The organism is Orbaceae bacterium lpD01 (genome assembly GCA_036251705.1).
GTDB classification, from domain to species: domain Bacteria; phylum Pseudomonadota; class Gammaproteobacteria; order Enterobacterales; family Orbaceae; genus Utexia; species Utexia brackfieldae.
The window spans coordinates 184,986-197,588 of record CP133959.1 but is presented as its reverse complement, the minus strand read 5'-3'; the positions used below and the strand labels follow the sequence as shown (position 1 = coordinate 197,588).

Genomic DNA, 12,603 nt, shown 5'->3' with positions numbered 1-12,603 from the left:
AATTGAAATATACTGGACCTCTGCTCACCGTAGTAACGCTAACCTATGAATTGATTGTCGAGATGAGTTCATATTGTTAGTACAGTGAGTCTAGGCGTAAGCCTAGTTTTATCCAGGAGCAAAACCAATGGCACTAAATCTTCAAGATAAACAAGCAATTGTTGCTGAAGTTACTGACCTAGCCAAAGGTGCGCTATCTGCAGTTGTTGCCGATTCTCGTGGCGTAACCGTAGATAAAATGACTACATTACGTAAATCTGCTCGTGAAGCGGGTGTTTATATACGTGTTGTGCGTAATACTTTATTACGTCGCATTGTAGAAGGCACACCTTATGAGTGTTTAAAAGATACGTTTGTTGGTCCAACTCTTATTGCATTTTCATTTGAGCACCCAGGTGCAGCAGCTCGTTTATTTAAAGAGTTTGCTAAAGGGAATGACAAATTTGAGATTAAAGCAGCAGCCTTTGAAGGTGAGTTAATTACTGCGGCCAATATTGACCGTTTAGCAACTCTACCAACTTACGAAGAAGCATTAGCACGTTTGATGTCAACCATGAAAGAAGCCGCAGCAGGCAAATTGGTTCGTACTCTTGCAGCACTTCGCGATCAAAAAGAAGCTGCTTAATAGCAGATTTAAGATTGCGATTGCATGTGTTAATTAATAAACAAAGAATAACTTGTAAATTTAGGAATATTTATTATGTCTATCACTAAAGAACAAATTTTAGACGCAGTAGCTGAGATGTCAGTAATGGACGTTGTTGAATTAATTTCAATGATGGAAGAAAAATTCGGTGTTTCTGCTGCTGCAGCTGTCGCAGTAGCAGCATCTGGCCCAGCTGAAGCGGCTGAAGAAAAAACTGAATTTGACGTTGTATTAACAGCTGTTGGCGCTAACAAAGTAGCCGTTATCAAAGCGGTTCGTGGCGCAACTGGTCTTGGTCTTAAAGAAGCAAAAGATCTTGTTGAATCTGCACCTGCAGTTGTTAAAGAAGCAGCAAGTAAAGATGATGCAGAAACGCTTAAAAAAGCGCTTGAAGAATCTGGTGCATCAGTCGAACTTAAATAAGTTTGATTTAAAATTTGCGGCCTGAAAAGGCTGATGGCTGGTGGTTTTTTATCACCAGCCTTTTTGCGCTGTAAAGGTATATTAAGAGTAAACAGGCGATTTTTAGCGCAAAATTGTCATAATAATATACCGAGTCAAAGCCTAATCAATTGATATTTAACATATTTTCGATAAGGTGTCAGAGATAACAGAGTAGCCTATACTGATTTTGTTTATATTTCTGATAATTTTTATAAATTGCATGACCCTGTCTTCGGGCATGTTAGGTCACCGATCAGCAAGTTGAGGAACCAATGGTTTATTCCTATACCGAGAAAAAACGAATTCGTAAGAATTTTGGTAAACGTCCACAAGTTCTGGATATACCTTATCTTCTTTCTATTCAACTTGATTCGTTCCAGAAGTTTATCGAGCAGGATCCTGAAGGCCACTATGGTCTAGAAGCCGCTTTCCGTTCAATCTTTCCCATTAAAAGTTACAGTGGTAGTGCAGAATTACAGTATGTAAGTTATCGCTTAGGTGAACCCGTTTTTGATGTTAAAGAGTGTCAAATCCGTGGTATCACTTATTCTGCGCCATTACGCGTAAAATTACGTTTAGTCATTTATGATAAAGATGCTCCTGAAGGAACCGTTAAGGATATTAAAGAACAAGATGTATATATGGGTGAAATTCCGTTAATGACGGATAATGGTACCTTTGTGATTAATGGTACTGAACGCGTTATCGTTTCCCAGTTACATCGTAGTCCTGGCGTGTTCTTTGATAGTGATAAAGGTAAAACACACTCTTCAGGTAAAGTATTATATAACGCGCGTATTATCCCTTATCGTGGTTCATGGTTGGATTTTGAATTTGATCCAAAAGATAGCCTGTTTGCGCGTATTGACCGTCGCCGTAAATTACCTGCGACCATTATTCTAAGAGCGTTAGGCTATAATACCCAGCAGATACTGGATCTTTTCTTTGAGAAAGTCATATTTGAAGTAGCGAAAAATAAACTGAAGATGACTCTGGTTCCTGAACGTTTACGCGGCGAAACAGCACAGTTTGATATCGAAGTTAAAGGTAAAGTTTATATCGAGAAAGGTCGTCGTATTACCGCTCGTCATATTCGACAGTTAGAAAAAGATGAAATAACAAAAATTGAAGTTCCTGTTGAGTATATTATCGGTAAGGTTCTTTCTAAAGATTATGTTAATGAAGACACAGGTGAAATCATTGCTGCGGCAAATACATCGGTGACTTTAGAACTACTCGCACAGCTAGCCAATGCGGGTTATAAAAAAATTGAAACACTATTTACCAATGATCTTGATCATGGCCCTTATATTTCGGAAACATTACGTAATGATCCTGCTGCAGACCGTTTAGGCGCTTTAGTTGAGATTTATCGTATGATGCGTCCTGGTGAACCACCAACGAAAGAAGCGGCTGAGTCACTATTTGATAACTTATTCTTCTCTGATGAAAGATATGATTTATCAGCAGTTGGTCGTATGAAATTCAATCGTTCTCTTGGCCGTAACGAGACTGAAGGTAGTGGCATACTATCATCAGAAGATATCGTTGACGTCATGAAGAAATTAATCGCCATCCGTAATGGTCAAGGCGAAGTGGATGATATCGATCACTTAGGTAACCGTCGTATCCGTAGTGTTGGCGAAATGGCTGAAAACCAATTCCGTATTGGTTTAGTGCGTGTTGAACGTGCGGTTAAAGAGCGCTTATCTTTAGGCGATCTTGATTCGTTAATGCCACAAGATATGATTAACGCGAAACCAATTTCTGCGGCGATTCGTGAATTCTTTGGTTCAAGCCAATTATCACAATTTATGGATCAGAATAATCCATTATCAGAAATTACGCATAAGCGCCGTATCTCTGCATTAGGCCCTGGTGGTTTAACGCGTGAACGTGCTGGCTTTGAAGTGCGTGACGTACATCCAACCCATTATGGTCGTGTATGTCCAATCGAAACACCGGAAGGTCCAAACATCGGTCTTATCAACTCATTAGCGGTTTATGCGCGTACTAATGAGTATGGTTTCCTTGAGACACCTTATCGTAAAGTGGTTGATGGTATAGTTACTGATGATATTGATTACTTATCTGCTATCGATGAAAGCAGCTATGTTATTGCTCAGGCTAACTCAAATCTAGATGATAAGGCGCGCTTTGCGGAAGACTTAGTGACTTGTCGTTTAAATGGTGAGTCAGGTTTATATAGTCCTGAACAGATTAACTATATGGACGTTTCTACGCAGCAGATCGTTTCGGTCGGTGCGTCATTAATTCCATTCCTTGAACACGATGATGCGAACCGTGCCTTGATGGGTGCAAACATGCAACGTCAAGCGGTACCAACGTTGAAAGCGGAGAAACCGTTTGTTGGTACAGGTATGGAGCGCGCAGTAGCTGTCGATTCAGGGGTAACTGCTGTTGCTAAACGTGGTGGTACAGTTCAGTATGTTGATGCATCACGTATCGTGATTAATGTCAATTCGGATGAAATGTATTTAGGCGAAGCAGGTATTGATATTTATAACCTGACTAAATATACCCGTTCTAACCAAAACACCTGTATTAACCAAATTCCTTGTGTTGAATTAGGTGAAAAAGTTGAACGTGGCGATGTATTGGCTGATGGTCCTTCAACCGACTTAGGTGAATTAGCTTTAGGTCAAAACATGCGCGTGGCATTTATGCCATGGAATGGTTATAACTTCGAGGATTCCATCTTAGTTTCTGAGCGTGTTGTTCAAGATGACCGTTTCACGTCGATTCACATTCAAGAATTATCTTGTATCTCTCGTGATACTAAACTCGGTGCTGAAGAGATCTCTGCAGATATTCCAAATGTGGGTGAAGCTGCGTTATCTAAACTCGATGAATCAGGTATTGTTTACATCGGTGCTGAAGTTAATGGCGGCGATATTCTGGTTGGTAAAGTGACACCAAAAGGTGAAACACAATTAACGCCAGAAGAAAAACTATTACGTGCGATTTTTGGTGAAAAAGCCTCTGACGTTAAAGATACTTCATTACGTGTACCAAATGGTGTTTCCGGTACAGTTATTGATGTTCAGGTCTTTACGCGTGATGGCGTCGTTAAAGATAAACGAGCACTAGAAATTGAAGATATGCAGCTTAAACAAGTGCGTAAGGATTTAACTGAAGAACGTAAAATTCTTGAAGCCGCGCTGTTTGCTCGTATTCGTGACGTTTTAATTTCTGGCGGTATTGAAGCCGCTAAACTGGATATGTTATCTCATGATAAATGGTTAACAATTGGTTTAGCTGATGAAGATAAGCAAGATCTATTAGAGCAGTTAGCGAATCAATACGATGAGATTAAAGTTGAGTTTGATAAAAAACTTGAAGCCAAACGTATGAAAATTACCCAAGGCGATGATTTACAGCCGGGTGTTTTAAAAATCGTTAAAGTTTATCTTGCTGTTAAGCGTCAAATTCAGCCTGGTGATAAAATGGCGGGTCGTCATGGTAACAAAGGGGTTATTTCAAAAATTAACCCAATTGAAGATATGCCTTATGACGAAAATGGTCAACCAGTTGATATCGTACTAAATCCATTGGGTGTTCCATCTCGTATGAACATCGGTCAGATCCTAGAAACTCATTTAGGTATGGCTGCGAAAGGGATTGGTAACAAGATTGATGCGTTACTGAAACAACAAGCTGAAATACAGAAATTACGTAAATTTATCCAGAAAGCTTATGATCTTGGTCTTGGCGTAGGTCAGAAAGTTGATCTTGCGACCTTTACTGACGAAGAAGTGATGGTACTCGCACGTAATTTACGTAATGGTATGCCACTTGCGACACCAGTGTTTGATGGTGCTAAAGAAGCTGAAATTAAATCACTACTTGAATTAGGTGATATCCCAACTTCAGGTCAGATCGCATTATATGACGGTCGTACGGGTGAGAAGTTTGAACGTCCAGTTACGGTTGGTTATATGTACATGTTGAAACTGAACCATTTAGTTGATGACAAGATGCATGCGCGTTCAACCGGCTCTTATAGCTTGGTTACTCAGCAGCCGCTTGGTGGTAAAGCTCAATTCGGTGGTCAACGTTTCGGTGAGATGGAAGTATGGGCACTTGAAGCATACGGTGCCGCTTATACCTTACAAGAAATGTTAACAGTTAAGTCAGATGACGTTAACGGTCGAACTAAGATGTACAAAAATATTGTAGATGGTGATCATCGCATGGAACCTGCGATCCCTGAATCGTTTAACGTATTGTTAAAAGAGATTCGTTCGTTAGGTATTAATATTGAGTTAGATGAAGAGTAATCTGCTAACTAAATAATGGGTGATGCCCACTTACAGGGATAACCTGTTGTACTTTGTGATAAAGTCGACAGGTTGTCTAATTGGTTTAACTCCACAGGAGCCAATTCGTGAAAGACTTATTAAAGTTTCTAAAAGCACAGACAAAAACAGAAGAGTTTGATGCAATTAAAATTGGATTAGCGTCGCCAGATATGATCCGTTCATGGTCATTTGGTGAGGTTAAAAAACCTGAAACGATTAACTATCGTACCTTTAAACCTGAACGTGATGGTTTATTTTGTGCGCGAATCTTTGGACCGGTCAAAGATTATGAATGCTTATGCGGAAAATATAAACGCCTTAAACACCGTGGTGTGATTTGTGAAAAATGTGGCGTAGAAGTAACGCAAACTAAAGTTCGTCGTGAACGTATGGGGCATATTGAACTTGCCTCGCCAACCGCCCATATTTGGTTTTTAAAATCATTACCATCGCGTATCGGTCTATTATTAGATATGCCACTACGTGATATTGAACGCGTACTTTATTTTGAATCATTTATGGTTCTTAATGGCGGGATGACAAATTTAGATCGTGGTCAGATTTTAACTGAAGAGCAGTATCTTGATGCGCTTGAAGAGTTCGGTGACGAATTTGATGCGCGTATGGGTGCGGAAGCGATTCAGGAACTATTACGTAATTTAGACATTAACGCTGAATGCGATATGTTACGTGAAGAGTTATCGATTACTAACTCAGAAACTAAACGTAAGAAAATCACTAAACGTATTAAGATTCTTGAAGCCTTTATTCTGTCTGAAAATAAACCAGAGTGGATGATTTTAAATGTACTGCCGGTACTACCACCTGATTTGCGTCCATTAGTGCCACTTGATGGCGGTCGCTTTGCAACATCAGATTTGAATGATTTATATCGTCGAGTGATCAACCGTAATAACCGTTTAAAACGTCTATTAGATTTAGCGGCACCTGATATTATCGTCCGTAATGAAAAACGGATGTTACAAGAATCAGTTGATGCACTACTTGATAATGGTCGTCGTGGCCGTGCGATTACTGGCTCTAATAAACGTCCTTTAAAATCTTTAGCTGATATGATTAAAGGTAAGCAAGGTCGTTTCCGTCAGAATCTACTCGGTAAACGTGTTGACTACTCAGGCCGTTCTGTAATTACAGTAGGTCCATACTTACGTCTACATCAGTGTGGTCTGCCGAAGAAGATGGCACTTGAGCTGTTTAAACCATTTATTTATGGCAAATTAGAGCGTCGTGGCTATGCTACAACTATCAAAGCTGCTAAGAAAATGGTTGAGCGTGAAGATGCGATCGTTTGGGATATCTTAGATGAGGTTATCCGCGAACATCCGGTATTATTAAACCGTGCACCAACGCTTCACCGTTTAGGTATTCAGGCATTTGAACCTATTCTCATTGAAGGTAAAGCGATTCAATTGCACCCACTCGTTTGTGCGGCGTTCAATGCCGACTTCGATGGTGACCAGATGGCGGTTCACGTACCATTAACGCTCGAGGCTCAACTTGAAGCACGTGCTTTAATGATGTCTACTAATAATATTCTTTCTCCTGCTAGTGGCGAGCCAATTATCGTTCCTTCACAGGACGTGGTATTGGGTCTTTACTACATGACGCGTGATAAAATTAACGCGAAAGGTGAAGGCATGTTATTAACTGGTCCGAAAGAAGCTGAAAATGTTTATCGTTTAGGCTTAGCTGAGCTGCATGCGCGTGTAAAAGTTCGTATTACTGAACATACCAAAAATAGCGCAGGTGAATGGGAAGCTTCAACGTCTATCGTTGATACCACGATTGGTCGTGCTATTTTATGGTTGATCATTCCTAAAGGTTTACCTTTTGCTTTAATCAACCAGCCACTAGGTAAAAAAGCGGTATCCAAAACGCTGAATGTTTGTTATCGCCAATTAGGGATGAAAGAAACGGTTATTCTTGCTGACCAAGTGATGTATACCGGTTTTGCCTATGCTGCGCGTTCAGGTGTGTCTGTTGGTATCGATGATATGGTGATTCCAGCTAAGAAACTTGAAATTATCAGTGAAGCGGAAGCCGAAGTTGCTGAAATTCAACAACAGTTCCAGTCTGGTTTAGTGACGGCGGGTGAACGTTATAATAAAGTTATCGATATCTGGGCAGCCGCCAATGAGCGTGTTGCTAAAGCGATGATGGATAACTTATCAACCGATACCGTGATTAACCGCGACGGACAGGAAGAGAAACAAGCCTCCTTTAACAGCATCTATATGATGGCTGACTCTGGTGCGCGAGGTTCGGCTGCTCAGATTCGTCAGTTGGCGGGTATGCGTGGCCTGATGGCAAAACCAGATGGCTCGATTATCGAAACACCAATCACGGCAAACTTCCGTGAAGGCTTGAACGTACTTCAGTACTTTATTTCAACCCATGGTGCGCGTAAAGGTCTTGCCGATACAGCATTAAAAACAGCGAACTCAGGTTATTTGACCCGTCGTTTAGTTGATGTTGCTCAGGACTTGGTTATTATCGAAGATGATTGCGGCACAACTGATGGTGTTGTGATGACGCCGGTTATTGAAGGCGGCGATGTTAAAGAGCCACTTCGTGATCGTGTATTAGGTCGTGTCACCGCTGAAGATGTATTAAAACCAGGCAGTGCTGATATTCTGATTCCACGTAATACCTTACTTGATGAGCATTTCTGTGATTTATTAGAAGCAGAGCTGATCGATAGCGTGAAAGTTCGTTCAGTCGTGTCATGTAATACTGATTTTGGTGTTTGTGCGAACTGTTATGGTCGTGACTTGGCGCGTGGTCATATCATTAACCGCGGTGAAGCGGTCGGTGTTATTGCGGCGCAGTCAATCGGTGAACCTGGTACACAGTTAACGATGCGTACGTTCCATATCGGTGGTGCGGCATCACGAGCAGCAGCTGAATCAAGTATTCAAGTGCGTAACAAAGGTACGGTTAAATTAGCGAATGCGAAGTTTGTTATCAACGCTGATAAGAAATTAGTGATCACTTCTCGTAACACCGAATTAACGATTGTTGACGAATTTGGTCGTATGAAAGAGACCTATAAAGTGCCTTACGGTTCACTATTATCGAAAGGTGATGGGGCCGCAGTAAACGCAGGTGAAACTGTGGCGAACTGGGATCCGCATACCATGCCGGTTATTTCCGAGGTGAGTGGTTTTGTTCGTTTTGTTGATATGCTTGATGGACAGACGATTACACGTCAGACAGATGAGTTAACGGGCTTATCCTCAATTGCGGTACTTGATGTTGCAGAGCGTACAGGTTTAGGTAAAGATTTACGTCCAGCGATTAAGATTGTTGATGCTAAAGGCAAAGAAGTGATTGTTTCTGGTTCTGAAATGCCAGCACAATACTTTTTACCAGGTAAAGCCCTTGTTCAACTTGAAGATGGTATCCAGATTAACGTCGGTGACGCATTAGCGCGTATTCCTCAGGCATCTGTGGGTACTAAAGATATTACCGGTGGTCTACCACGCGTAGCCGATTTATTTGAAGCGCGTAAACCAAAAGAGCCGGCAATTCTGGCTGAAGTTGATGGTATCGTTTCATTTGGTAAAGAGACTAAAGGTAAACGCCGTTTAGTCATCAGTCCAATTGATGGTAGCGATCCATATGAAGAGATGATTCCAAAATGGCGTCAGCTCAACGTATTTGAAGGTGAACAAGTTCAACGTGGTGATGTGATTTCTGATGGTGCTGAATCACCACATGATATTTTACGTCTGCGCGGTGTGAATGCGGTCACGCGTTATATTGTGAATGAAGTTCAGGAAGTTTACCGATTACAAGGTGTTAAGATCAATGATAAACACATTGAGGTTATCGTTCGTCAAATGCTACGTAAAGGAACGATCACCAATGTGGGTGATTCACGCTTCTTAGAAGGCGAGCAACTAGAAGTTGCTCGCGTTAAGATTGTGAACCGCGAGCTAGAAGCACAAGGTAAAGCGCCGGCTGAGTACATGCATGATCTATTAGGTATCACTAAAGCATCATTGACAACTGAATCATTTATTTCTGCGGCCTCGTTCCAGGAAACGACACGAGTCTTAACTGAAGCGGCTGTAGCAGGTAAAAATGATGAATTACGTGGTCTGAAAGAAAACGTTATCGTCGGTCGTCTGATTCCTGCCGGTACCGGTTATGCTTATCACAAAGAGCGTTTACGTCGTAAGCAGCGTGACATGGCAACTGCAATTGAAGCTTCTTCAGATGCAGCAACCATTACCGCGGAAGAAGCAACCGCCAATCTGGCAGAGTTGCTGAATTCAGCAGACGAGTAATCAGCTATTTAAGTTTTATATCCAAAGCCCCTTCTTTAAGGGGCTTTTGTATTTAAAGCTATCAAGATGGCTCGCTATGATCATCTTTGCTGAAAAGTCAGTTATAAGATTAACTGTAGTTGGATAAATATTGTTTTGTGATGGATTATCATTGTGAAGCGCCGATATGATGATTCACGGATAGAATAATCATGGATGAGATTGGTACCGATTATCATCAGATAATTGGTTTTTTTATTTTGCTTAAAGATGGTTTTTGAGATCTTTTAAAATGATTGAAGTCATTATTAGTGTTGTTTTTATTATTGCAGTCGGTTATTTAATTGCCAAGAATTTTGATGCCAAGATTATTCTTTTTCTTGCCGGACTGGTCTTGCTCTATTTGGCCGTGATACTGAATCATCCTATTTATGGAAAAGGACAAGGTTCGGGTTCTATCTGGCTCGATCCCTTTACCAAAGCGGCTGATGTGTTTGGTATGCAAATGGGGATTGTTGGCTTAACCATTATGATCTTATTTGGCTTTGCCAGCTATATGACGCATATCGGTGCTAATGATGCGATGGTTCATGCCTTATCAAAGCCGATTAAAAGTATCAAATCTGTATATATCTTGGTACCGGTTGTCTTTTTGCTCGGCAATATGTTACAAATGGTTCTCCCCAGTGCGGCAGGGCTGGCGATTTTATTAATGGCAACACTTTATCCGGCGCTGCGAACCGCGGGCATGTCACCGTTAACGGCTGGCGCAGTGATTGCCACCACCGCAACGATTGCGCCAACACCTTTGGGATCTGATAATGTGGTTGTGGCTCAGCGTCTGGGTATTACACCACTAGAATATATCTTAAATTATCATGCAAAAGTGTCGATTCCGGCATTAATTATTATGGCGATCGTTCATCTACTGTGGCAGCGTTATATGGATAAGCGAGAAGGCACTGTGCGTGTACCTTTCGAAATATCACATAGTGAAGATGAGAAAAAACAGCCGTTACCGCCAACTTGGTATGCCATTTTCCCGATCTTACCAATTCTGTTTTTATTGTTTTTCAATTTAGGTTTTATTGATCCCGCCACCGGTAAGTCAACGATAAAAATCGGCTTATTAGAGATCACCTTAATCTCGATGGTTTTACCACTGATTGTTGAATTAATTCGTAAAAGAAAAATAAAAACAGTGATTAAAGATTTTAATATCTTTTTTGAGGGAATGGGACAGGGTTTCTTTCAGGTGGTTTCATTAATAATCGCCGCAGGCCTGTTCGTGGAAGGGTTAAAAGCGGTCGGTGTGATTAACTTATTAACCCAAAGTCTCGATAATGTTGAAGGCGCGGGATCGATTTTGATGCTGTTCTTTTCGGGTATGGCCGGTTTAATTGGTTTTATCAGTGGTAGCGGTATTGCGGTTTTCCACTCATTTATTAAAATTATTCCTGAGATTACTGAGGCAATGCAGGTCAATACCGTACTGGTCGCTTTGCCGATGCAGCTTACTTCGAATTTAATTCGTTCAGTATCGCCTGTCTCAGCGGTCGTGATTGTCGTGGCTTCGATTATTAAAGTCACACCAATCGCTATTGTTAAGCGCACCTCAATGCCGATTTTTGCCGGTATTTTCACTTGTATCGTATTGTCGTATATCTATTTTAGTTAAATAGAGATAATACCGCATAGCGCCTAGCGTGAGTTGTCGTGTAGTTGTTGACTGTTTTAAAGATCAATAAGGTGGTGAATGCCACCTTATTTTATATCAGCGGGATGGTTTAACGATGGATTTGTGGTCCATATGCGATACGGTGTGATGGATCAATCGTTGGCTCAGAAATGAGTTTTTGACGTAATAAATCAAAACGATTAAGCCATTCATAACGCCATTTTTGTTTGACCGGCTCTGGCTGCCATGCCGCATCAATTCCATTGATAATCAGCTGGCGGATGCCATCCAAATCAAAACCAAAATCTTCAATTAATATCTGATAACATTTCACGCCATTGGTATCATGCATATGCCAATCATCAGTGGCGGGAATAATTTTCATACCCGCCTTAGCCATAACGCGAATCGGATGTTTAGTGCGCCATTCATGATGATCTGGCCATTTTTTCAAAAAGAAGGTATTACTTGGTACGACCGTAAATGGTATTCCCTCTTTCACACACCGAGCCATTAAGGTGGGGTTTTCAGTAACGGTATAGCCGTGATCAATCCTCTCCAGACCGATAAGATCCAGCCCCGTTTCCACATTGCGCCAATGAAGACCAAATTCAGCGCAGTGCCCTGTTAATCTTAATCCGTGTTGCTGTGCTAAGCGGTAAGCTTTCCAGAAGTGCTCAATCGGGGCATTATCTTCACGGTAATCAATGCCAATGCCCAGGACTCTGGGATGTGGATAGTTAATGGCCATCTCAACCATCGTAATGGCCTCTTCTGGGCTTTTTTCTCGATTGATCGAGGGAATCAGATAAGCGCTGATATCCCAGGCGGTTTCTGCTTGCTTAAAAATACTAACTAACGCTTCAGTAACCTCATTATAGGGTAATGAGGTATCGGAAGGATTCCAGAAAAATTCGACATAACGAATACCAGTATTTTTCGCATCTTCTAAGACTTCAAACGCAACCCGTTGGTAGTCTTCTATTGATCGCAGCAGTGGATATAAGAAGTTAAGTGCCGCAATTCCGCCTTTCATTACTTCATTTTCATGTGCATAGGCTCGATAATAGGTTTTCGCTTCTTTTTCTGTCAATGCCACATTGTATTTTTTGGCTAAATCAAGCATGGTGTTTAATCTGACACCACCTAATAGATGATAATGGAGCTCTGCTTTAGGAATTTGACATAAAAACTCCGTGAGCGTGAGAGAACGAGACATAG

At 41.2% G+C, this 12,603-nt stretch carries 6 protein-coding genes; 5 read left to right on the top strand and 1 reads right to left on the bottom strand.

Annotated elements, in window-relative coordinates; all coding sequences use genetic code 11:
- Nucleotides 1–127 precede the first annotated feature (127 nt).
- The 5 genes from rplJ (at nucleotide 128) to dcuC (ending at nucleotide 11,382) form a co-directional block, all read left to right on the top strand.
- A complete protein-coding gene (gene rplJ / locus RHO15_00830; protein ID WVD64089.1) occupies nucleotides 128–625 on the top strand; it encodes a 50S ribosomal protein L10 in 498 nt (165 codons plus the stop codon).
- Nucleotides 626–700: 75 nt separating this feature from the next.
- Nucleotides 701–1,069: a 50S ribosomal protein L7/L12 gene (gene rplL / locus RHO15_00825; protein WVD64088.1), complete on the top strand. Its 369-nt coding sequence runs from the start codon at nucleotides 701–703 to the stop codon at nucleotides 1,067–1,069.
- A 293-nt stretch (nucleotides 1,070–1,362) separates the two neighbouring features.
- Nucleotides 1,363–5,391, top strand: coding sequence for a DNA-directed RNA polymerase subunit beta (gene rpoB / locus RHO15_00820; GenBank protein ID WVD64087.1), 4,029 nt, complete (start codon nucleotides 1,363–1,365; stop codon nucleotides 5,389–5,391).
- A 107-nt stretch (nucleotides 5,392–5,498) separates the two neighbouring features.
- Entirely contained in the window at nucleotides 5,499–9,725 is a 4,227-nt protein-coding gene (gene rpoC / locus RHO15_00815; GenBank protein ID WVD64086.1) for a DNA-directed RNA polymerase subunit beta', read from the top strand.
- A gap of 271 nt (nucleotides 9,726–9,996) precedes the next feature.
- Nucleotides 9,997–11,382 carry a C4-dicarboxylate transporter DcuC gene (gene dcuC, locus RHO15_00810; GenBank protein WVD64085.1) on the top strand — a complete coding sequence of 462 codons (1,386 nt, stop codon included), beginning with the start codon at nucleotides 9,997–9,999 and terminating at the stop codon, nucleotides 11,380–11,382.
- Nucleotides 11,383–11,491: 109 nt separating this feature from the next.
- Here dcuC and RHO15_00805 read toward each other — a convergent pair whose 3' ends face one another.
- Nucleotides 11,492–12,601: a hypothetical protein gene (locus RHO15_00805; GenBank protein ID WVD64084.1), complete on the bottom strand. Its 1,110-nt coding sequence runs from the start codon at nucleotides 12,599–12,601 to the stop codon at nucleotides 11,492–11,494.
- Nucleotides 12,602–12,603: the final 2 nt, after the last annotated feature.

Coding starts and splice junctions, on each gene's coding strand:
- rpoB (WVD64087.1), top strand. CDS start 1,363: ATGGTTTATTCCTATACCGAGAAAAAACGAATTCGTAAGAATTTTGGT.
- rplL (WVD64088.1), top strand. CDS start 701: ATGTCTATCACTAAAGAACAAATTTTAGACGCAGTAGCTGAGATGTCA.
- rplJ (WVD64089.1), top strand. CDS start 128: ATGGCACTAAATCTTCAAGATAAACAAGCAATTGTTGCTGAAGTTACT.
- dcuC (WVD64085.1), top strand. CDS start 9,997: ATGATTGAAGTCATTATTAGTGTTGTTTTTATTATTGCAGTCGGTTAT.
- RHO15_00805 (WVD64084.1), bottom strand. CDS start 12,601: ATGTCTCGTTCTCTCACGCTCACGGAGTTTTTATGTCAAATTCCTAAA.